Source organism: Sphingomonas epibiotica, assembly GCF_039615155.1.
Lineage (GTDB): Bacteria > Pseudomonadota > Alphaproteobacteria > Sphingomonadales > Sphingomonadaceae > Sphingomonas.
Map to the genome: position 1 here is coordinate 408044 of NZ_JBDGHY010000003.1, position 20126 is coordinate 428169.

The 20126-nt window shown below is 65.4% G+C and carries 21 protein-coding genes and 1 riboswitch; of the genes, 16 read left to right on the forward strand and 5 right to left on the reverse strand.

Annotated features, from left to right (window positions below; all coding sequences use genetic code 11):
• Window positions 1-11 precede the first annotated feature (11 nt).
• Window positions 12-290, forward strand: coding sequence for a hypothetical protein (locus tag AAIO73_RS08330; protein WP_345877247.1), 279 nt, complete (start codon window positions 12-14; stop codon window positions 288-290).
• A 78-nt stretch (window positions 291-368) separates the two neighbouring features.
• Here the strand turns inward: AAIO73_RS08330 and AAIO73_RS08335 are convergent, their stop codons facing one another.
• Window positions 369-1274, reverse strand: coding sequence for a hypothetical protein (locus AAIO73_RS08335; protein WP_345877248.1), 906 nt, complete (start codon window positions 1272-1274; stop codon window positions 369-371).
• A gap of 87 nt (window positions 1275-1361) precedes the next feature.
• Here AAIO73_RS08335 and AAIO73_RS08340 point away from each other — a divergent pair, with 87 nt between their 5' ends.
• Together AAIO73_RS08340 and AAIO73_RS08345 are read left to right on the forward strand one after the other, a co-directional pair.
• The gene (locus AAIO73_RS08340; RefSeq protein WP_056458416.1) at window positions 1362-1607 is read left to right on the forward strand and encodes a type II toxin-antitoxin system Phd/YefM family antitoxin; all 246 of its coding nucleotides are present in this window, start codon (window positions 1362-1364) and stop codon (window positions 1605-1607) included.
• On the forward strand, window positions 1604-1870 hold the full coding sequence (locus tag AAIO73_RS08345) for a Txe/YoeB family addiction module toxin (protein WP_345877249.1): 267 nt from the start codon (window positions 1604-1606) through the stop codon (window positions 1868-1870). Before AAIO73_RS08340 ends, AAIO73_RS08345 begins: the two co-directional genes overlap by 4 nt.
• Window positions 1871-1931: 61 nt before the next feature.
• Here the strand turns inward: AAIO73_RS08345 and AAIO73_RS08350 are convergent, their stop codons facing one another.
• The 4 genes from AAIO73_RS08350 to AAIO73_RS08365 all read right to left on the reverse strand — a co-directional run bounded on the left by AAIO73_RS08350 (window position 1932) and on the right by AAIO73_RS08365 (window position 7005).
• The gene (locus AAIO73_RS08350; protein WP_345877250.1) at window positions 1932-2522 is read right to left on the reverse strand and encodes a hypothetical protein; all 591 of its coding nucleotides are present in this window, start codon (window positions 2520-2522) and stop codon (window positions 1932-1934) included.
• Window positions 2523-2605: 83 nt separating this feature from the next.
• Window positions 2606-4492 (reverse strand): phosphomethylpyrimidine synthase ThiC, encoded by a 1887-nt coding sequence (thiC, locus tag AAIO73_RS08355; RefSeq protein ID WP_345877251.1) that lies wholly within the window; start codon window positions 4490-4492, stop codon window positions 2606-2608.
• 27 nt (window positions 4493-4519) lie between these two features.
• A riboswitch (TPP riboswitch) is annotated at window positions 4520-4629 on the reverse strand.
• 186 nt (window positions 4630-4815) lie between these two features.
• Complete coding sequence (gene dinB / locus AAIO73_RS08360) at window positions 4816-5886, reverse strand: DNA polymerase IV (protein ID WP_345877252.1); 1071 nt, start codon at window positions 5884-5886, stop codon at window positions 4816-4818.
• A 183-nt stretch (window positions 5887-6069) separates the two neighbouring features.
• A complete protein-coding gene (locus AAIO73_RS08365) occupies window positions 6070-7005 on the reverse strand; it encodes an ABC transporter ATP-binding protein (protein ID WP_345877253.1) in 936 nt (311 codons plus the stop codon).
• Between the two features lie 80 nt (window positions 7006-7085).
• Here AAIO73_RS08365 and AAIO73_RS08370 point away from each other — a divergent pair, with 80 nt between their 5' ends.
• From AAIO73_RS08370 to AAIO73_RS08430, 13 genes are all read left to right on the forward strand, one after another.
• The gene (locus AAIO73_RS08370; protein WP_345877254.1) at window positions 7086-7313 is read left to right on the forward strand and encodes a zinc-finger domain-containing protein; all 228 of its coding nucleotides are present in this window, start codon (window positions 7086-7088) and stop codon (window positions 7311-7313) included.
• A gap of 359 nt (window positions 7314-7672) precedes the next feature.
• The gene (locus AAIO73_RS08375; protein WP_345877255.1) at window positions 7673-8071 is read left to right on the forward strand and encodes a hypothetical protein; all 399 of its coding nucleotides are present in this window, start codon (window positions 7673-7675) and stop codon (window positions 8069-8071) included.
• Window positions 8072-8274: 203 nt separating this feature from the next.
• Window positions 8275-9696: a metalloprotease TldD gene (gene tldD, locus AAIO73_RS08380; protein WP_345877256.1), complete on the forward strand. Its 1422-nt coding sequence runs from the start codon at window positions 8275-8277 to the stop codon at window positions 9694-9696.
• A complete protein-coding gene (locus tag AAIO73_RS08385; protein WP_345877257.1) occupies window positions 9696-9899 on the forward strand; it encodes a putative signal transducing protein in 204 nt (67 codons plus the stop codon). Before tldD ends, AAIO73_RS08385 begins: the two co-directional genes overlap by 1 nt.
• Window positions 9900-10045: 146 nt before the next feature.
• On the forward strand, window positions 10046-10384 hold the full coding sequence (locus tag AAIO73_RS08390) for a P-II family nitrogen regulator (RefSeq protein WP_056458445.1): 339 nt from the start codon (window positions 10046-10048) through the stop codon (window positions 10382-10384).
• An 11-nt stretch (window positions 10385-10395) separates the two neighbouring features.
• Window positions 10396-11760: an ammonium transporter gene (locus AAIO73_RS08395; RefSeq protein WP_345877258.1), complete on the forward strand. Its 1365-nt coding sequence runs from the start codon at window positions 10396-10398 to the stop codon at window positions 11758-11760.
• A gap of 283 nt (window positions 11761-12043) precedes the next feature.
• Window positions 12044-12838 (forward strand): thymidylate synthase, encoded by a 795-nt coding sequence (locus AAIO73_RS08400; protein WP_345877259.1) that lies wholly within the window; start codon window positions 12044-12046, stop codon window positions 12836-12838.
• Window positions 12835-13314, forward strand: coding sequence for a dihydrofolate reductase (locus AAIO73_RS08405; protein ID WP_345877260.1), 480 nt, complete (start codon window positions 12835-12837; stop codon window positions 13312-13314). Before AAIO73_RS08400 ends, AAIO73_RS08405 begins: the two co-directional genes overlap by 4 nt.
• Before the next feature lie 46 nt (window positions 13315-13360).
• Window positions 13361-14557, forward strand: a complete 1197-nt coding sequence (locus AAIO73_RS08410; RefSeq protein ID WP_345877261.1) for a dipeptidase — start codon at window positions 13361-13363, stop codon at window positions 14555-14557.
• 11 nt (window positions 14558-14568) lie between these two features.
• The gene (locus AAIO73_RS08415) at window positions 14569-15495 is read left to right on the forward strand and encodes a bifunctional riboflavin kinase/FAD synthetase (protein ID WP_345877262.1); all 927 of its coding nucleotides are present in this window, start codon (window positions 14569-14571) and stop codon (window positions 15493-15495) included.
• Between the two features lie 443 nt (window positions 15496-15938).
• Window positions 15939-18956, forward strand: a complete 3018-nt coding sequence (locus tag AAIO73_RS08420) for an isoleucine--tRNA ligase (protein WP_345877263.1) — start codon at window positions 15939-15941, stop codon at window positions 18954-18956.
• Window positions 18956-19459 carry a signal peptidase II gene (lspA, locus tag AAIO73_RS08425; protein ID WP_345877385.1) on the forward strand — a complete coding sequence of 168 codons (504 nt, stop codon included), beginning with the start codon at window positions 18956-18958 and terminating at the stop codon, window positions 19457-19459. Before AAIO73_RS08420 ends, lspA begins: the two co-directional genes overlap by 1 nt.
• Window positions 19452-19853, forward strand: a complete 402-nt coding sequence (locus AAIO73_RS08430; protein WP_345877264.1) for a DUF3035 domain-containing protein — start codon at window positions 19452-19454, stop codon at window positions 19851-19853. Before lspA ends, AAIO73_RS08430 begins: the two co-directional genes overlap by 8 nt.
• The last annotated feature ends 273 nt before the right edge of the window (window positions 19854-20126 follow it).

Consider the following 20126-nt stretch of genomic DNA (forward strand, 5'->3'; position numbering starts at 1 on the left):
AGGGATTTGCCATGAAGACGATGATGACGGCGACCGGTCTGGCCGCGCTGATGCTGCTGGGCGCGTGCGGTGGCAATGCCGACGACAAGGCCGCCGACAATATCGAGGCGATGACCGAGAACAAGGCCGACGCACTGGAAGACCAGGCCGACATGACCAGCAACGAACAGGTCGAGGACGCGCTGGAGGCGCAGGCCGAGAACGTCCGCGACATGGGCGAGGACGCCGCCGACAAGGCCGACGACGACGACAATGCGCAGGTCGAACAGGCCGTCCGCAACCAGATGTAAGTCGGCCGTTCCGGGCCATGAGGGGCGTCGCGCGTCAGGTCGCGCGGCGCCCCTTTTCGCGTCCAAAGTTCACGAAGTTCACACTCGCCGCGCCTTGCGGCGTGCGCGTCGGTTCGGCTGCGGTTTCGGGCGCGGCACGGTGATGCCGCGCTTGGCCAGTTCCAGCTCGATCTCGAACGCCTCGCCCAGCGGACCGGGTTCGGGCAGGTACAGCTCGTCCTCTTCGTCCCATTCCACCGCCCGCGCTTCGGGCCTCGGCGACGCGACCGGGACCGGTTCGGCCCGGCGATCGGGGTCGAGCCAGCCGGGCAGTTCGCCATCCTTCAGGTCGGCGACCTCGATCGCGACGTCGAGATCGGCGGGGGACATCAGCTTTTCGGGCTCGGCCGGCGGTACCGGGGTCAATGCGTCGAGCGCCTCCGCCACGCTGGGCGTCGGGGTGGGGGGCGGCGCCTCCGCCTCGCCACGGGCGGGACGGCGACGCTGCTGTTTGCCGTAGCGGTCGGGATAATGGGCGGCGAGCAGGAACATCAGCATCCGGTCGCCGGGGCGATGCCGCGACCCGATCCGCCGCCCATTGGCATCGAGCACCGGTTCGACGGTGCCGTTGATCGCGCGGTCGAACGCGACGTCGACCAGCATCGACACCGCCTGGGCGACGGCGGCATCCCATGCGCGGGCAAAGGCCTCGCCGCCGGGCGAGCGGCGCAGGCGATAGGCGCTGCTGGCCGACATGCCGACGGCGCGCGCCGCCTCGCTGACCGACCCGCCATCGGCGAGCGCTTCGATGAAGCTGCGTTGCCGGGCATCGGTCCAGCCATCGCTGCGCGGTTTGCGGCGGACGGGGACCCATTGATAGTCGGCGGGGTCATAGCCGTTGGCGTCGAGATAGGGTGTCTCGGACGGCACGGTCAGGTCGCTGGAGGAGACAGGCGCCGGGACGGGCGCGGGCGAATGCTCGGAGAGCGGAGTATGGTTGCGCATGCGCGGGAGGGGAACATATTGGGAACTTGTAGGACAGGGGTTTTGAGGCGCCCTTGCCTTCTGTACAATGTTCCGTACATTGGTCACATGGAATCGATCAGCTTCACCGAGTCTCGCGCCAATCTCAAATCGGTCATGGACCGCGTCGTTGCCGACCGGGTGCCGGTGGCGATTACCCGTCAGCGCGGAGAGGGCGTCGTGATGGTTTCGGCCAGCGAATGGGCGTCGATCGAGGAGACGCTGTACCTGTTGCGATCGCCGAAGAATGCGGAGCGGTTGCTGGAGGCGGTGCGGGGCTTCGAGCAAGGTGACGAAGGCGTTCCCTTCCCGTGAAGGTGTCGTTCTGGCCGACGGCATGGGACGATTACCGCTATTGGCAGGCGAACGATGCCAAGATGGTCGAGAAAATCAACGGGCTGATCGAGGAATGCCGGCGGCATCCGTTCAAGGGGACGGGCAAGCCCGAGCCGTTGTGCGGCAACCTGTCAGGCTGGTGGTCGCGTCGGATCAGCCATGAGCATCGGTTGGTGTACCGGGTGACGGGGGCTGGCGCGGAGCAGGCGGTGCAGGTTGCGCAGTGCCGGTATCATTATTGACACCAAGAACCCAGTTTGATTTCCCCCGATACTGACACACGAATTGATACGTCCGGCTTAGCTACTGCCCGATTCGCTGTACAACAAAGGCACCTACTATCCTTTGCTGGGCTCCGGACAGGCACCAACCCCACGTTAACGCGAATAGGGCAAGTTCGGCGAGAGAAACGCCATGCTCCTTACCGTCGTCTGATTTTGTTTTCCCCCACGTTGCCGCAATTCTTTCGGTCGCCGGTTGTGAGCAAATAGCGGCGTAAAGCAAAAAAACTGCCCAATATGCGATATCTATCAGCGGCCCGATGTAATTCCCATTAGTGTAACGCGTGGTCTTGACTATTGGCTCAGCCGCAATCTGCGCAAAAACCAGCATACATGCTGAGGCAAGCACCAATGCGATTGAAAACCCTCCAACCACCGTTTTTCGGAAAATCGGCCTGCATAATGTAGCGGTCACTGATGCCCCGGTGACCAACAAGGCTAAGGGAATGCTTGCAGATGAAGCGGAATATTTAAGTCCGCCCCCTGATGGCGGAACAGCAGAACCCCACGCAGCCAAGCCGACAGCCAAACATATCGATATGCATTGAGCAAAAATTGCAGCCGGCTGACGCCCCCAGTCCTGCTTCATTCGATCGAGCAAAGAATCAGCCATTTACCGATTATGCTACCCTGATATTGGCGCGTAAACCTCGTTCCAAACTCCTCCCGGCGTAGCGGGGAGGAGTTTGGGTCGGCTCACTCCGCCGGCAGATACACCTCGCCGCCCTTCTCGCGGAACTTCTCGCTCATTTCGGCCATGCCCGCGTCCGCCGCGACCGATCCGCCCGCGAACGCCGCGCGGTCCGCGTCGGCCTTGTCGGCGGCGAGGAACGTATTCGCCGGCGCGTTCTGCTTGGCCGCGAAGTCGCGCACTTCCTGTGTGATTTTCATCGAGCAGAATTTCGGGCCGCACATCGAACAGAAATGCGCGGTCTTGGCCCCCTCCGCCGGCAGCGTCTGGTCGTGGTAGGATTCCGCCGTGTCGGGGTCGAGCGACAGGTTGAACTGGTCGCGCCAGCGGAATTCGAAGCGGGCGCGGCTCAGCGCATCGTCGCGCATCTTGGCGGCGGGGTGGCCCTTCGCCAGATCGGCGGCATGGGCGGCGAGCTTGTAGGTCACCACGCCGACCTTCACGTCGTCGCGGTCGGGCAGGCCCAGATGCTCCTTGGGCGTGACGTAGCAGAGCATCGCCGTGCCGTACCAGCCGATCATTGCCGCGCCGATGCCGCTGGTGATATGGTCATAGCCGGGCGCGATGTCGGTGGTGAGCGGCCCGAGGGTATAGAAGGGCGCTTCGCCGCAGACCTGCAGCTGCTTGTCCATATTCTCCTTGATCTTGTGCATCGGCACATGGCCGGGGCCTTCGATCATGACCTGCACGTCCTGCGCCCAGGCGCGGTGGGTCAGTTCGCCGAGCGTATAGAGCTCGCTGAACTGCGCTTCGTCGTTCGCATCGGCGATCGATCCGGGGCGCAGACCGTCGCCCAGCGAATAGGCGATGTCATACGCCTTCATGATCTCGGTGATCTCGTCGAAATGTTCGTAGAGGAACGATTCGCGGTGATGGGCGAGGCACCATTTGGCCATGATCGACCCGCCGCGCGAGACGATGCCGGTCACGCGCTTCGCGGTCATCGGGATGTACGGCAGGCGGACGCCGGCATGGATGGTGAAGTAATCCACCCCCTGTTCGGCCTGTTCGATCAGCGTGTCGCGGAAAATGTCCCAGGTCAGTTCCTCGGCGATGCCGCCGACCTTTTCGAGCGCCTGATAGATCGGCACCGTGCCGATTGGCACCGGCGAGTTGCGGAGAATCCATTCGCGGGTGTCGTGGATGTTGCGCCCGGTCGACAGGTCCATGACCGTGTCGGCGCCCCAGCGGATCGACCAGACCAGCTTGTCGACTTCGGCGGCGACGTTCGATGCGACCGCGCTGTTGCCGATATTGGCGTTGATCTTGACCAGGAAATTGCGGCCGATCGCCATCGGTTCGGTTTCGGGATGGTTGATGTTGTTGGGGATGATCGCCCGGCCGCGCGCCACTTCGTCGCGGACGAATTCGGGGGTCACGTAATCGGGGATCGCCGCGCCGAAGCTCTCCCCGTCGCGGGCATATTCGCGCAGCATCTCGCGGCCGAGATTTTCGCGGGTTGCGACATATTCCATTTCCGGCGTGATGATGCCGCGCCGGGCGTAATGCATCTGGCTGACGTTCGCGCCAGCCTTGGCACGCAGGGGACGCTTGACGACGTTGGGGAAGGGCTGGACCCCGCCCGAACGGTCGGGGCCGAGCTGGCCATTGTCTTCGGGGCGGATTTCGCGGGCGTCGTAGGACTCGACGTCGCCGCGCGCCATGATCCAGTCGCGGCGAAGCTGCGGCAGGCCGGCCATGATGTCGATGCGGGCATTGGGATCGGTGTACGGCCCCGAGGTGTCATAGACGTTGAGCGGCGGTTCGCCTGAGGAGGGGTCGAGGTCGATCGCGCGCATCGCGACGTTCAGCGGGCCGACGTGAATCTTGCGGCTGCCACGGATCGGGCCGGTGGTGACGCCGATTTCGGCCTTTGCGGGGATGTCTGCCATATTCCACTCCATGCGGAGGGGGCGGGACTGAATTGGCCGCTCCCTCCCTACGCCGGTGTCAGCCGGATCAGGTTCAGCGGGTCGAAGGCTGCGGCCTTCCTCTCAAGCGTGACGAAACGCTCCCCCGGGGACGGTGTGGTTGTAGGCGGGTTGCGGGCGGGCGTCAAAGTGTTGGATCGCCGACCGGCCGTGATCCGCTGTCATTCCGGCGGAGGCCGGAATCCATGGATGGGGCGACGGCGCGGCGAAATCGAGAACACCCGACACAATGGATTCCGGCCTTCGCCGGAATGACGATGGTCGGTTGCGGTGCGGCCCCGCCCTTACAATAGGTCGAGCTGCCCGCTCGGACCCTCGCCCGCGCCGAAGCCGGCCATGGTCACCCCCACCAGCCGCAATCCCATGCGCAAGGGGTAGAGCGTCGCGATCAGGCTGCGGGCCGTCGCGTGGAGGGTCGCTCGGTCGTGGACCGGGGCGGTCAGCGTGCGGCTGCGGGTGACGATGCGGAAGTCGGCATATTTCGCCTTCACGGTCACGGTGCGGCCGTGCTGTCCGGTCTTTTCGACCCAGTCCCAGACGTCGTCGGCCATCGCCAGCACGCGCTCCTCGATCGCTTCCGGATCGGTCAGGTCGTGGTGGAAGGTGGTTTCGGAGCCGGACGACTTGCGCACGCGGTTGGGCCGGACCGGGCGGTGATCCTCGGCGCGGGCGATGCCGTGATACCAGCCGCCCGCCTTGCCAAAGGTGCGTTGCAGGTCGGGGAGGCTCCAGCCGGCGAGGTCGGCGCCGGTCCGGATGCCGAGTGCTTCCATGCGCTCGACCGTCTTGGGGCCGATGCCGTGGAACTTGCCGACCGGCAGCGACGCGACGACGCGCGGGCCGGCCTTTACCGGAATGACGAACTGCCCATTGGGCTTGTTCATGTCGGACGCGAGTTTTGCCAGGAACTTGTTGTAGCTGATCCCGGCGGAAGCGGTCAGGCCGGTGACGGCGAGGATACGCGCGCGGATTTCCTCGGCGGTCGCGGTGGCGCTGGGCAGGCCGCGGCGGTTTTCGGTCACGTCGAGATAGGCTTCATCGAGCGACAATGGCTCGACCAGATCGGTATAGTCGTGGAAGATCGCGCGAATCTGCTGGCTGACCGCCTTGTACACCTCGAACCGGGGGCGGACGAAGATCAGGTCGGGACAGCGGCGGAGGGCGGTGACCGAGGGCATCGCGGAGCGCACCCCGAACACCCGCGCTTCATAGGAGGCGGCGGCAACCACGCCGCGCCCGCTCGACCCGCCGACCGCGACCGGCTTGCCCTTCAGCTCGGGGGCGTCACGCTGTTCGACCGACGCGAAGAAGGCGTCCATGTCGACATGGATAATCTTGCGGGTGGGGTCCGACATTGCGCGGGTTTACAATGGCCTGCGGACGGTAGCAGTGCAAGAACAAAAGGCGAATAGACGCCCCCCCCACTGGCGTACCCCGGCGAAGGCCGGGGCCCAGTTGGGGGACGCCAGTGGCTGTCCATAACCGTTCCGTAACTGGACCCCGGCCTTCGCCGGGGTACGCCAGTGGGGACGAACGGCTCAGCTATTCGTCAGATTGAGGAACACATCCTCGAGGTCCGCCTCGCGCGTCACGACGTCGACGATGCCATAGCCCTGCGCACTGACCGCCGCGAGGACTTCGCCGGCGTTGGCCACGTCCTTGCGATAGGTGATGGCGAGCAACCGGTCGCCCTTGCGCTCGACCTTTTCGAAGCAGTGCGCGTCGGGCAATTCGGCAAGGTCGCGATCGAGGGTCAGTTCGACCGCCTTTTCCTGCGCCATGCCGACCAGTTCGCGGGTCGGCTGGTTGGCGACGACGCGGCCATGGTTGATGATGGCGATGCGGTCGCACAATTGCTCGGCTTCCTCGAGATAATGGGTGGTCAGCACCACCGTCACCCCATCGGCATTGAGTTCGCGGACATAGTCCCACAGCTGCTGGCGCAGCTGGATATCGACGCCCGCGGTCGGTTCGTCGAGCACCAGCACCGGCGGCGAATGGACCATAGCCTTGGCGACCATCAGCCGCCGCTTCATGCCGCCCGACAGCGTCCGGGCATAGGCATTGGCCTTGTCCTCCAGATGCACCGCGCGCAGCAGGTCCATGGTGCGGCGCTTGGTCTTGGGCACGCCGTACAGGCCGGCCTGGATCTCCAGCGTTTCGGCGGGGGTGAAGAACGGGTCGAACAGGATTTCCTGATTGACGATGCCGATCGACGCCTTGGCATTGCGCGGATGCTGGTCGATGTCGAAGCCCCAGATCGACGCCGAACCGCTGGTCTTGTTGACCAACCCCGCGAGCGTGTTGATCAGCGTCGACTTGCCCGCGCCGTTCGGCCCCAAGAGTCCGAATATCTGACCGCGCGGCACGTCGAACGACACGCCGTCCAGCGCGACCTTGGCGGGCGCCCCGCCCTTCCCCGCGGCGTAGGTCTTGCACAGGTCGCGGATCGAAATGGCGGCTTGGGTTTGCATGGGGTTGCCGATACGCCCGCCCCGTCCCCAAGCCAAGCACCGACTTGTCGAGCGTTCGCGGCGTTGCTATTCGCGCAGACATGCTGCCTCCGCCCGAACTCCTCCGCGTCACCACCCCCCGCGTCGCCTGCGACGGAGCCGGCGAAATCGCTCCCGCGCTCGGCCATCCGCGCGTGTGGTTGCAGATCGACGAGACGGGCTATGTCGATTGCGGCTATTGCGACCGGCGCTTCGTGCTGGTCGGCGGCCCGGCGGATGGGGCGGACCAGAGCAAGCTGAAGGATCATGGGGACGGCGCCGGGCGCTGAGATCGACTGACGGGCGAGCGAACTGGGCGCCCGGACGGCCGGTGACGGGCAAGCTCGCCCTTGCCCGCCGGCCGACGACGCGACTTCGCCGCGGCGGCGATAGCCCCGCCCCAAACGCTATCCCAGCGCAGGCTGACATCTCCCACTGATTTCGCAGACCGGGAGCCGGTAGCGGCCCGGCCTACGCGAAGGCGACAGTCGAGGCTTACCAGAACAGCTTTCCTACAACTCGCCAGCCTGACAGGCTTCCGCACGTTCTCTGAACCGTGCAAAAATAATCTCGAACGCCCATTCGATATGGGCGGTATCGTTGTGCGACTAGGATGGCGAGGCGCAGCATGGTTAGCTACCTTCCGCCGATGCGCACGAATCTTGAGTTCAGGTCTTCGGAATTATGTGACCGAGATTCGGACTGCGAGAGCCTGATCGGCGAAAGCGTTGCTAATCTTCTGAAAAATGAACTGCCAAAGCACGGATTCATCGTTTCGCGGATGATCCTGGAGGACTGGGGATGGCTGGTCCGGATCGAAAACCCTTCCTTCCCACTGTGGGTCGGCTGCGGATTTTATGGCGAATGGGACGACGGCCTGCTTCTCTTCATTCAGCCCAACCGGCCCTATGTCCGTCTTTGGTTTCGAAGAATATCCGTCGTCGAGACCATCGAACGCCTCGCGACGGCGCTGGAGCAGGTTATCTGTCAATCTGGAAAAGCCCGCGACGTCCGCTGGTGGACCGAAAGCGAGAATGTTCGCGGATAGCGGCCTGCAACAACGCGCATCGACCCTTCGTACGCAAACTTCGACACCCAAAAAAGTATCGTCATCGCAATCAAGCAAAGAATAATAACAGCAAATCAATGCGATAGCGGCCCTCTCGCCCTCTCGCCAACAGTCGTTTAGTGTAACCTTCGCCAACTTCCGCGCCCCATTCCCCCGTGCCGCCGCGATCCTATATTGGGTGGATGACCCCGACCGATCCCCGCTCGTACCTTTACTCCGGCGACCTCGACCCCGCCGCCGCGCTGCGCGCCACGCAGGCGACGCTCGCGAATGCCGAGGATGGCGAGCTCTATCTCCAGTATCGCCGCTCGGAAGCGTTCGGCTTCGACGACGGGCGTTTGAAAACAGCGTCTTATGACACCCATGCCGGTTTCGGTCTGCGCGCGGTGTCGGGGGAGACGACCGCCTTCGCCCATGCCAATGAACTGTCCGAGGCGGCGATCCGTCGGGCGGGCGAGACGATGGCGCTGATCGATCCGGCCAAGGGGGCCAAGGCACCGCCGCCGCGTGGGAACAACCGGCACCTCTATACCGCCGCCGATCCGCTCGACCTGATCCCCTTCGCCGACAAGGTGGCACTGTGCCAGTCGATCGATGCCGCTGCCCGCGCCCGCGACCCGCGCGTGGCGCAGGTGTCGGCGAGCCTGATGGGGTCGTGGACGGTGGTCGAGATCGTGCGGCCCGATGGCTTCATCGCCACCGATGTCCGGCCACTGGTGCGGCTCAACGTGTCGATCGTGGTCGAGGCGAACGGGCGGCGCGAGACGGGCAGCTTCGGGATCGGTGGGCGCTATCTCTACGATTCGCTGTTCGCGCCCGAGACGCGGAACCGCGCGATCGACGTCGCGCTGGCGCAGGCGCTGGTCAATCTGGAGGCGGTCGACGCGCCGGCGGGCGAGATGACGGTGCTGCTGGGCGCGGGCTGGCCGGGGATTTTGCTGCACGAGGCGATCGGGCATGGCCTGGAGGGCGATTTCAACCGCAAGGGCACCAGCGCCTTTTCCGGGCGGATCGGCGAGCGGGTGGCGGCGCCCGGCGTGACGGTGATCGACGACGGATCGATCGCCGACCGGCGCGGATCGCTGTCGATCGATGACGAGGGCACGCCGACGCAGGAGAATATTCTGATCGAGGACGGCATCCTCAAAGGCTATATCCATGATCGCCTGAACGCCCGACTGATGGGCGTCGCGCCGACCGGCAATGGCCGGCGTCAGGACTTTTCGCATGCGCCGATGCCGCGCATGACCAACACCTTCCTGTCGGGGGGCAAGGATGACCCCGCCGAGCTGCTGTCGCGGGTGAAGAACGGCATCTTCGCCAAATCCTTTGGCGGGGGCCAGGTCGATATCGTGTCGGGCAAGTTCGTGTTTTCCTGCACCGAGGCGTATCGTGTCGAGAATGGCCGGATCGGCGCACCGATCAAGGGCGCGACGCTGATCGGCGACGGGCCGGAGGTGCTGAAGCAGGTGCGCGGGATCGGCAACGACTTCGCGCTCGATGAGGGCGTCGGCATGTGCGGCAAATCGGGGCAGTCGGTACCCGCCGGCGTGGGCCAGCCGACGCTGCTGATCGACGGGCTGACCGTCGGCGGCACCGCCTGATGCCGCTGACCGAACTGGGGCGCTTTCCGCGCGTCGAGGCGCAGATCATCGTCGGGCGGCTCGAAAGCGAAGGCATTTCGGCGGTCGCCTTCGATGGCGAGGCGAGCATTGGCGATGGCAGCTGGCTGCTGATCCCGGTCCGGGTGATGGTCGATGCGGACGATCTGGACGATGCCCGGAAGATCGTCGACCAACCTGCCTGAAAAACAGGCAATCGCGCCGCGTTGCACAAATTAACCGCTTGGTAACCATGGTTGCCAGCCGTCAACCCGTTCGAAACCGGCGAGATGCGGTTTGGCACGGAGGTTGCGAAGCGTCCCCTTGAGCAATCATGCGACGAGGGGGCGACATGAAATTAGTCATCGCCATCATCAAGCCTTTCAAGCTGGATGAGGTACGCGAAGCACTGACCGAGATCGGTGTCGCAGGCATGACCGTGACCGAAGTCAAGGGATTCGGCCGGCAGAAGGGCCAGACCGAAATCTATCGCGGCGCGGAATACAGCACCAACATGGTGCCCAAGATCAAGATCGAGGTGGTGTGCGACAGCGACATCGCCGCACGCGTGGTCGAAGCGGTGCAGGCCGCCGCCAACACCGGTGCGATCGGCGATGGTAAGATCTTCGTTCTCGACGTCGGACAGGCGGTGCGCATCCGCACCGGCGAAACCGACCTGACCGCGCTGTGATGGGGGGCATCATGCAACATCCGAAGAAATTGATGGCGGGCGCGGCACTCGGCTTGTTCGCCGCGCTGCCCGCCTGGGCACAGGACGCCGCGCTGCAGGCGCCGGCCGCCGCCGCCGCCCCGGTCGCGACGGTGAACAAGGGCGACACGGCGTGGATGATGGTGTCGACCGTCCTCGTACTGATGATGATCGTCCCCGGCCTCGCGCTGTTCTATGGCGGTCTGACCCGGACCAAGAACATGCTGTCGGTGATGACGCAGATCGGCGCGGTCGCCTCGCTCGCGATGCTGATCTGGGTGATGTACGGCTATTCGCTGGCCTTCGGTCCCGACGTGACCAACGCGACGCTGTCGAACTTCATCTCCAGCCCGGGCAAGGCGTTCCTCGCGGGCGTCACCTCGGCGTCGCAGGCCGCGACCTTCACCGCCGGGGTCGAAATCCCCGAATATGTCTTCATCAGCTTCCAGATGACCTTCGCCGCGATCACCATCGCGCTGGTGCTGGGCTCGGTGGTCGAACGCATCAAGTTCGCCGCGGTGATGGTCTTCGCCATCGTGTGGCTGACGATCACCTATTTCCCGATCGCGCACATGGTGTGGGCGGCCAGCGGCTATTTCTTCAAGGCGGGCGCGCTCGACTTTGCCGGCGGTACCGTGGTTCATATCAACGCCGGCGTGTCGTCGCTGGTGCTCGCCATCCTGCTCGGCAAGCGGCTGGGCTTCCCGACCGAGCGCATGGCTCCGCATTCGCTGACGCTGACCATGGTCGGCACCGGACTGCTGTGGGTGGGCTGGTTCGGCTTCAACGCCGGCTCGGCGCTCGAAGCCAACGGCACCGCGGGTCTGGCGATGATCAACACCTTCGTCGCGACCGCTTCGGCAGGCCTGTTCTGGATGCTGGCCGAGAAATTCTCGGGGCATAAGGGTTCGGCGCTCGGCTTCTGCTCGGGCATCATCGCCGGGCTGGTCGCGGTGACCCCGGCTGCCGGCAACTCCGGTCCGTTCGGCGCGATCGTGCTGGGCGCCGTCGCCTCGGTCGTCTGCTTCTTCGCGGTGACCGTGCTCAAGCCCAAGCTCGGCTATGACGACTCGCTCGACGCGTTCGGCATCCACGGCGTCGGCGGCATCATCGGCGCGATCGGTACCGCGGTCGTCTATGCTCCGTCGCTGGGCGGTCCGGGTGCGGCCGACTACGACATGGGCGCCAAGCTGGGCGTGCAGGTGTTCGCGGTGCTGGTCACCATCGTGTGGGCATCGGTCGGCACCGCCATCGCATGGTTCGTCGCCAAGGCGCTGACCGGCGGCCGGGTCTCGAAGGAAGTCGAACTGGAAGGTCTCGACCTCGGCGAGCATGGCGAGCGCGCCTACAACTACTGAGTTTCTCCTCTTCCGGGCGGCGGCCTAGTCCCCTGCCGCCCGGTCACTACTTTCCTCCTGCGGAAAACCCCTGGGCCGGTGCGGCGACGCACCGGCCCTTTTTTTGTGCAAGCGGCCGGCGGGTGTGTAATGACACGCACAAACCTCGTTCGTGCTGAGTAGGGGCTGAGCGCAGTCGAAGACCCGTATCGAAGCATCCGCGACGGTCCTTCGATACGCCATTTCGACAAGCTCAATGGCTACTCAGGACGAACGGTATCGTTGATTTCCAAGGTGTCGGCCCATGACCCCCTATCTCGACCTGATGCAGCGCGCCCTGACGCAAGGCGTACCGACCGACGACCGCACCGGCGTGGGTACGCGGTCGGTGTTCGGGCACCAGATGCGCTTCGACCTGTCGGCGGGCTTTCCGGTCCTGACCACCAAGAAGCTGCACCTGCGATCGATCATCATCGAATTGCTGTGGTTCCTGCGCGGCGACACCAATGTGCGCTGGTTGCAGGAGCAACGGGTGAGCATCTGGGACGAATGGGCCGATGCCAATGGCGATCTCGGCCCGGTCTATGGCAAGCAGTGGCGTGACTGGGAGGCGACGGACGGGCGGCATATCGACCAGATCGCCGAATTGATCCATACCATCCGCACCAATCCCGCATCGCGCCGGCAGATCGTGACCGCCTGGAATCCGGGCGAGTTGCAGGCGATGGCGCTGTCGCCGTGTCATTGCCTGTTACAGACGCATGTCGCGAACGGCAGGCTGTCGCTGCAACTGTATCAGCGCAGCGCCGACATCTTTCTGGGAGTGCCGTTCAATATCGCCAGCTATGCGCTGCTGACCCATATGCTGGCGCAGCAATGCGATCTGGAGGTCGGCGAGTTCATCTGGACCGGTGGCGATTGCCACCTTTACGAAAATCATCTTGACCAGGCGCGCGAGCAATTGGCGCGGACGCCCGGACCGCTGCCCCGGCTGGAGATCGCGCGGCGGCCCGACGCGATCGACGGCTATCGATACGAGGATTTCATACTGCACGATTATGTCGCGCAACCGCATATCAAGGCGGCGGTGGCGATATGATCGACGCAATCCTCGCCCGCGCCGACAATGGCGTGATCGGCGTCGACGGGCGGCTGCCATGGCACCTGCCCGCCGACCTCAAACGGTTCAAGGCGCTGACGATGGGCCGGGCGATGGTCATGGGGCGCAAGACGTTCGAGAGCTTTCCGTCGCCGCTGCCCGGCCGCCGGCATATCGTGCTGACGCGGGACCGCCACTGGCGGGCCGAAGGGGCCGAGGTCGCGCATGACGCCAACGCCGCACTGGCGCTCGCCGGCCCCGATGCGGCGGTGATCGGGGGTGCGGAGATCATCGCGCTGCTGCTGCCGCGGATCGAGCGGGTCGAACTGACCGAGGTCCATGCCGCACCGACAGGCGATGCGGTGGTGCCGCCCTTTACCGGATGGCATGAAACGTGGCGCGAGGAGCACAGTGCGGACGGAGATCGTCCGGCATACAGCTTCGTCACGTTGCTCCGCGCCGCGCAGAACCGCTAAAGGGCGGGTCGGCGCCGAGTCCGGTGCCGTGGGGGTCTGGCGGTACATGCGTAGGGCGGTTTGGTGGGGCGTCGCGTTGCTGGCGGTTCTGGCGGCTGCCTTCTTCTCGCTGGCGCCGGGCATCGTCGAGCGATCGATGAACAAGGTCGAACCGTCTGCCGCGCTCGCGAGGCGGATGGCGACGCCGCCCCGCCCGCGCTTCGCCGCGCCGATCGTCGACCTGCATGCCGACACGTTGCTGTGGTCGCGCGACCTGTTGACGCGCGCGACGCGGGGGCAGGTCGACCTGCCGCGGTTGCAGGAGGGCAATGTCGCGCTGCAGATATTTTCGTCGGTGACGAAGACGCCGCGCGGGCAGAATTATGAGGCGAACGACGGCAACAGCGACAACATCACCCCGCTGGCGATCGCGCAGTTGCAGCCGGTAAGGACCTGGGGGTCGCTACTCAACCGGTCGCTGTGGCACGCCACCCGGCTGCGGCGCGCGGCCAAGGCGTCGGACGGGCAGTTGCGGGTGGTGACCAGCGCGAGGGAACTCGACGCGCTATTGGCGGCGCGGGCGGCGGGCGGGCCGGTGCGGCCGGTCGGCGGCATGTTGTCGATCGAGGGGCTGAACGGGCTGGACGGCAACCTGACCAATCTCGACCGGCTGTATCGCAGCGGGTTTCGCATGGCCGGCCTAGCCCATTTCTACGACAACGAGGTCGCCGGGTCGATGCACGGCGTGGCGAAGGGCGGGCTGACCCCGTTCGGGCGGCAGGTGGTGGCGCGAATGGAGGCGATGGGGATGATCGTCGACGTCGCCCATGCAAGCCATGCCGCGCTGGCCGAGGTGCTGGCGGTGGCAAAGCGGCCGGTGGTGTCGAGCCATGGTGGGGTACAGGCGACCTGCCGGGTCAACCGCAACCTGACCGATGCCGAGGTGCAGGGCATCGCCCGGACCGGCGGGATCGTCGGCATCGGTTACTGGCCGGGCGCGGTGTGTTCGACCGATCCGCAGGCGATCGCCCGCGCGATCGTGCATGTCCGCGCCATTGCCGGGATCGACCATGTCGCGCTGGGGTCCGATTTCGACGGGGCGGTGACGACTGGGTTCGATACCGCGTGGGTCGCGCTGGTCGCCGAGGCGCTGCGAGCGCAGGGGTTGACCGCGGGCGAGATCGCCAAGGTCATGGGCGGCAACGCGCTGCGCGTGCTGCGCGCGGGCATGCAGCCCCTTTCGTCCGCGCCCGCCGGGCGCTAGGGGGCGACCCCATGCAGCGTCTCGACGGAGGGGCGGCGATCCCGGCGGTAATGCGCGGGGGGATCGTCGCGCTCGGCAATTTCGACGGCTTCCATGCCGGCCACCAGGCGGTGGTCGCCCGCATGGTGGCGCGCGCGCGGGCGGAGGGACGGCCGGCGATCGTCGCGACGTTCGACCCGCATCCACGGCGCTATTTCCAGCCGCATCTGCCGCCGTTCCGGCTGACCAGCCTCGACCAGCGCGAGCGGCTGTTCGCGGCCGCCGGGGCCGATGCGATGCTGGTGTTCGGTTTCGATGCGGCGCTGGCCGGGCTGTCGGCGGAGGCGTTCGCGGCCGAACGGCTGGCGGCGATGGTCGGGGCGGCGGGGGTGGTCACGGGCACCGACTTTACCTTCGGCAAGGGCCGCAGCGGGGACGTCGGGGTGCTCAGGTCGCTGGGTGCGCATTATGGCTTCGTCGCCGAGACGGTTGCGCCGGTCGGGGACGGACAGGCGGTGGTGTCGTCGTCGCGCATCCGCGATGCGCTGCGTGAGGGACGCCCGCGCGAGGCGGCGGCGATGCTGACCCGGCCGTTCGCGGTCGAGGGGGTGGTCGAAGCGGGCGCGCAACTGGGGCGGCAACTTGGCTATCCGACGGCGAACCTGTCGATGGGCAAGTATCTGCGGCCGGCCTATGGCATTTACGCGGTGACCGGGCGGCTGGGCGATGGGCGGGTGCTGAAGGGCGCGGCGAATCTGGGCATCCGGCCGACGATCGCGGGCGAGCCGATCGAGTTGCTCGAGCCGTATTTCTTTGATTTCTCGGGCGATCTCTACGGGCAGGTGATCGAGGTCGCGTTGATCGACTATCTGCGGCCGGAGGCGAAGTTCGAGTCGCTCGATGCGCTCAAGATACAGATGGCGCTGGATTGCGAGCGCGCGCGGGCGGTGCTGGAGTAGCTTCGGAAGTTGGCGAAGGTGACACGGTTCGCGGATTTGCACGGGCCGTTCGCTTAAGTCTTTCCAATCGCTTGGAGGGTTGGTCCGTCACTTTCGGGCGCGGAAGTTGGCGCCGGTGGCGCTTAGAAGAAGAAATTGGATTCGCGCGAAGGCGCTAAGGACGCAAAGGGGTTGCGTTCCGGGCGGGCCCGGCGGCTCGGATGATCGTTCGTTGTTCGGGCGGGCGGCAGGGTCTCCCGGTCGCGGGACACCTGCCCCGGACGCGACCCCTTCGCGTCCTCTGCGCCTTTGCGCGAACATTTCTGTCCGATGTGGCAGCGATATCGACAATGCAAAGAACGCCGCCATCCTGACCGGTCGCCCGCATGTAGGAAAGCGCTGCGGTCGCCGCGATATCACCCGCTGGCGTAGCGGCGCGGCATCGGCTAATCGCGAGCGCTCCTATGACCGATACGCCCGACACCACGCGCGACTGGCGCGACACCGTCTTCCTGCCGAAGACCGACTTCCCGATGAAGGCGGGCCTTGCCGCCAAGGAACCGGCGATCCTCGATCGCTGGGCGCGGATCGGGTTGTACGAGCGGCTGCGCGCCGAACGGCAGGGCCGCGAACGCTTCCTGCTGCATGACGGCCCGCCCTACGCCAATGGCGACATTCATATGGGCCATGCGATGAACAAGGTGCTCAAGGACATCGTCGTCCGCACCCAGTCGCTGATGGGCAAGGACGCGCCGTACATCCCAGGCTGGGACTGTCACGGCCTGCCGATCGAATGGAAGATCGAGGAAGCGTATCGCGCCAAGAAGCGCAACAAGGACGAAGTGCCCCCGGCCGAGTTCCGCGCCGAATGCCGCGCCTATGCCGCGAAATGGGTCGATGTGCAGAAGGGCCAGTTCCAGCGGCTGGGCATCATGGGCGATTGGGAAGACCCCTATCTGACCATGAAGTTCGACGCCGAGGCGACCATCGCCGAGGAATTGCTGAAGTTCGCCATGTCGGGTCAGCTCTATCGCGGGGCCAAGCCGGTGATGTGGTCGCCGGTCGAAAAGACCGCGCTGGCCGAGGCCGAGGTCGAATATGAGGATGTCGTTTCCACTCAAATTGACGTGGCATTCGAGATCGTCGATGCGCCGAACGCGCCGGAACTGGTCGGTGCCCATGCGGTGATCTGGACGACGACGCCGTGGACGATTCCGGTGAACCAGGCTTTGGCTTATGGGCCGGAAATCACCTACCAGCTTTTCAAAGCAAATGACGGCAGGCGGTACGTAGTCGCTTTCGATCTGATCGACAGCTTCAAGGCGCGGACCGGCTTACAACTTCAGAAGCTTGACGGTGAAGCAGATACAGCGTCCGAGATCGAAGGATTGGCGCAGTTCGTTGAAGCGCAACTTATCGGTACAAAACTAGCCGGCGCAACCGCCCGCCACCCGATGCATGCGCGCGGCGGGTTCTTTGCCAAGCCGCGTCCGCTGCTGCCGGGCGATTTTGTCACGACCGACGCCGGTACCGGTCTCGTCCATATGGCGCCCGATCACGGCGAGGACGATTTCGAGCTGTGCAAGGCGCATGGCATCGAACCGGTGTTCGCGGTGCAGGGCGATGGGCGGTATCGCGACGACTGGGCGTGGCTGGGCGGCGAAGGCAGCGTCATCAACCCGAAGTTCGTTGCCGCCGGGCGTGGCGGCAAGCTGGAGGAAGGGCCGATCTGTCGCGACCTGCGCGAGGCGGGCGCGTTGCTGGCGGCGTCGGACGATTTCGCGCACAGCTATCCGCATAGCTGGCGGTCGAAGGCGAAGGTGATTTTCCGCGCGACGCCGCAGTGGTTCATTCCGATGGACCGGCCGACCAAGCCCTCTCCCCTTGAGGGGAGAGGGTTGGGAGAGGGGGTTGCGGATCCGCTGCTTTCGATCACAAACCTCGACGCACTGCCCCTCTCCCCGGCCAGTTCCGGGTCAACAGCGCCCCGCGCTGTTGAGGTTGTGCCGGGGGCACAACCGACCCGGAACTCCCCTGAAGGGGAGAGGGAGAGTAATGGCGCTACGCTTCGCGAAATCGCGATGGACGCGATCGAACGGACGCGGTTCGTGCCGGAGAAGGGACGCAACCGGATCGGGGCGATGGTGTCGGGGCGGCCGGACTGGGTCATCAGCCGGCAGCGGGCGTGGGGTGTGCCGATCGCGCTGTACGTGCACCGGGCGACCGGCGATTATCTGCGCGACGATGCGGTCAATGCGCGCATTCTGGCCGCCTTCCGTGAGGGCGGCGCCGATGCGTGGTATGCCGCCGATCATCAGGCGCTGCTCGGGCCGGACTATGCGCTGGCCGACTATGAGGTCGTGACCGACATTCTCGACGTGTGGTTCGATTCGGGCTGCACCCATGTCTTCACCATCGAGAAGCGGTTCGGCGAGGGCACGCGCGCCGACCTGTATCTCGAAGGGTCGGACCAACATCGCGGCTGGTTCCAGTCGTCGTTGCTGGAGAGTTCGGGCACGCGGGGACAGGCGCCGTACAAGGCGGTGCTGACCCACGGCTTCGCGCTCGACGGCAATGGCCGCAAGATGTCGAAATCGCTCGGCAATGTCGTCGATCCGTTGAAGGTGATCGGCGAATCGGGCGCGGATATCCTGCGGCTGTGGGTCGCGCAGACCGATTATTTCGAGGATGTTCGGATCGGCAAGGAAGTGCTGGCCGGCACCGGCGATACCTATCGCAAGCTGCGCAACACCTTCCGGTACATGCTGGGCGCGCTGGACGGGTTCGGCGAGGAGGAGCGGGTTGCGGTCGGGGAGATGCCGGGGCTGGAACGCTATGTCCTGCATCTGCTGGGGCAGCTCGACACCGAGTTGCGCAGCGCGGCAGAAGCGTTCGAATTCAACCGCTATGCCCGCGCGCTGACCGATTTCGCGAACGAGGATCTGTCGGCCTTCTTCTTCGATATCCGCAAGGACTCGCTCTATTGCGATGCCGAGGGCGACGTCCGGCGGCGGGCGTATCGCACCGTGCTCGACGTGCTGTTCCACGCACTGGTCCGCTATGCCGCGCCGATCCTTGCGTTCACCGCTGAGGAAGTGTGGCAGGCGCGTTTCCCGAGCGAGCACGGGTCGGTGCACCTGCTCGAATGGCCTGAATTGCCGCATCTGCCCGCCGACCAGCCGCTCGGCACCGAATGGGCCGATGTGCGCCGGCTGCGCCAGCAGGTGACCGAGGCGATTGAGCCGCTGCGCCGGGCGAAGACGGTGCGCTCCAGCCTTGAGGCCGAAGTGACGGTCCCGGTGCTGCCGCTGCCCGCCGATGAACTGGCCGAGCTGTTCATCGTGGCGAAAGTCGCGCAGGGCGATGGCGAGATCGCGGTGACCCGGACCGAGGAAGCCAAGTGCGGTCGCTGCTGGCGGCATTTGCCCGACGTGGCGGCGGACGGCGATCTGTGCGGGCGATGCGCGAAGGTGGTGGCGTGATGCGAAAGATGGCGATCGGGATCGCGCTGCTCGTCTTCGCAGTCGACCAGCTGGTGAAATACTGGGTCACCGGGCCGATGGGTATCGACTATCCCGGCGCCGAGCTGAACGTGCTGCCGATCTTCACGCTGCGCTTCGTGCAGAATTTCGGCGTGTCGCTGGGGCTGTTGCAGGCGGGGAGCGAGACCGCGCGCTGGGCGCTGGTGGCGATGACCGCGCTGATCGCGACCGGGGTGGCGGTATGGATCCGACGCGAGACGCAGAAGCCCGAGCTGATCGGGCTGGGGCTCGTGCTGGGTGGGGCGCTGGGCAATATCGTCGACCGGGTGCGCTTCGGCTATGTCGTCGATTATGCCGACCTGCATGTTTTCGGCTACAGCCTGTTTCTGGTATTCAACATCGCCGATGCGGCGATTTCGATCGGCGTCGTGATCCTGCTCGTCCGGGCATTGTTCACGCCCAAGCCGAAGACCGACGTTCCTGTGGAGAAGGCCAATGCGTAACTTCATCATTCTCGGCAGCCTGGGCCTGATCCTTGCCGGGTGTCAGGGCAATGCCCTCAACCGGTCGCGCCCCGACGAATTCGCGGTCGCGCGGCAGGCGCCGCTGGTGATCCCGCCCGATTATTCGCTGGTGCCGCCGCAGCCGGGCGCGGCGCGTCCGCAGGATACCGCCGCGTCGACTCAGGCAATGCAGGCGCTGTTCGGCGGTCCGGCCCCGCGCAGCGCGACCGAACGGCTGACGCTGGAACAGGCGGGCAATGCCGATGCCGATACCGGTATCCGTTCGGGCGTGGCCGATCCGGGGACCAACGTCGTCGACAAGGGCGCGACGACGCGCGACATTATCGCCGCGCCGGCGGGCGATGGGCAGACGGCGCGGACGACCACGCCGTAAGGGTTTGCGGTTCGAGTACGGGAAAGGCCGGTCGCCCGAGGTGGGTGGCCGGCCTTTTCTGTTTGTTTCGCGCTCTACCCCTTTCCCGTTCGCTTCGAGCGTAGGTTCGAGCTTGTCGAGAACCACGATCGAGAAGGGGGTGCCTCGAACGACCCCCCTCGACAGACGCTTCTCGACAAGCTCGAAGCTGCTCGAACCGAACGGGTTTGGTTTGGGGTAACGTTTTTCCCGTTCGTCCTGAGTAGCCATTGAGCTTGTCGAAATGGCGTATCG

Coding starts and splice junctions, on each gene's coding strand:
- AAIO73_RS08330 (WP_345877247.1), top strand. CDS start 12: ATGAAGACGATGATGACGGCGACCGGTCTGGCCGCGCTGATGCTGCTG.
- AAIO73_RS08335 (WP_345877248.1), bottom strand. CDS start 1,274: ATGCGCAACCATACTCCGCTCTCCGAGCATTCGCCCGCGCCCGTCCCG.
- AAIO73_RS08340 (WP_056458416.1), top strand. CDS start 1,362: ATGGAATCGATCAGCTTCACCGAGTCTCGCGCCAATCTCAAATCGGTC.
- AAIO73_RS08350 (WP_345877250.1), bottom strand. CDS start 2,522: ATGGCTGATTCTTTGCTCGATCGAATGAAGCAGGACTGGGGGCGTCAG.
- thiC (WP_345877251.1), bottom strand. CDS start 4,492: ATGGCAGACATCCCCGCAAAGGCCGAAATCGGCGTCACCACCGGCCCG.
- dinB (WP_345877252.1), bottom strand. CDS start 5,886: ATGTCGGACCCCACCCGCAAGATTATCCATGTCGACATGGACGCCTTC.
- AAIO73_RS08365 (WP_345877253.1), bottom strand. CDS start 7,005: ATGCAAACCCAAGCCGCCATTTCGATCCGCGACCTGTGCAAGACCTAC.
- AAIO73_RS08370 (WP_345877254.1), top strand. CDS start 7,086: ATGCTGCCTCCGCCCGAACTCCTCCGCGTCACCACCCCCCGCGTCGCC.
- AAIO73_RS08375 (WP_345877255.1), top strand. CDS start 7,673: ATGCGCACGAATCTTGAGTTCAGGTCTTCGGAATTATGTGACCGAGAT.
- tldD (WP_345877256.1), top strand. CDS start 8,275: ATGACCCCGACCGATCCCCGCTCGTACCTTTACTCCGGCGACCTCGAC.
- AAIO73_RS08385 (WP_345877257.1), top strand. CDS start 9,696: ATGCCGCTGACCGAACTGGGGCGCTTTCCGCGCGTCGAGGCGCAGATC.
- AAIO73_RS08390 (WP_056458445.1), top strand. CDS start 10,046: ATGAAATTAGTCATCGCCATCATCAAGCCTTTCAAGCTGGATGAGGTA.
- AAIO73_RS08395 (WP_345877258.1), top strand. CDS start 10,396: ATGCAACATCCGAAGAAATTGATGGCGGGCGCGGCACTCGGCTTGTTC.
- AAIO73_RS08400 (WP_345877259.1), top strand. CDS start 12,044: ATGACCCCCTATCTCGACCTGATGCAGCGCGCCCTGACGCAAGGCGTA.
- AAIO73_RS08405 (WP_345877260.1), top strand. CDS start 12,835: ATGATCGACGCAATCCTCGCCCGCGCCGACAATGGCGTGATCGGCGTC.
- AAIO73_RS08410 (WP_345877261.1), top strand. CDS start 13,361: ATGCGTAGGGCGGTTTGGTGGGGCGTCGCGTTGCTGGCGGTTCTGGCG.
- AAIO73_RS08415 (WP_345877262.1), top strand. CDS start 14,569: ATGCAGCGTCTCGACGGAGGGGCGGCGATCCCGGCGGTAATGCGCGGG.
- AAIO73_RS08420 (WP_345877263.1), top strand. CDS start 15,939: ATGACCGATACGCCCGACACCACGCGCGACTGGCGCGACACCGTCTTC.
- lspA (WP_345877385.1), top strand. CDS start 18,956: ATGCGAAAGATGGCGATCGGGATCGCGCTGCTCGTCTTCGCAGTCGAC.
- AAIO73_RS08430 (WP_345877264.1), top strand. CDS start 19,452: ATGCGTAACTTCATCATTCTCGGCAGCCTGGGCCTGATCCTTGCCGGG.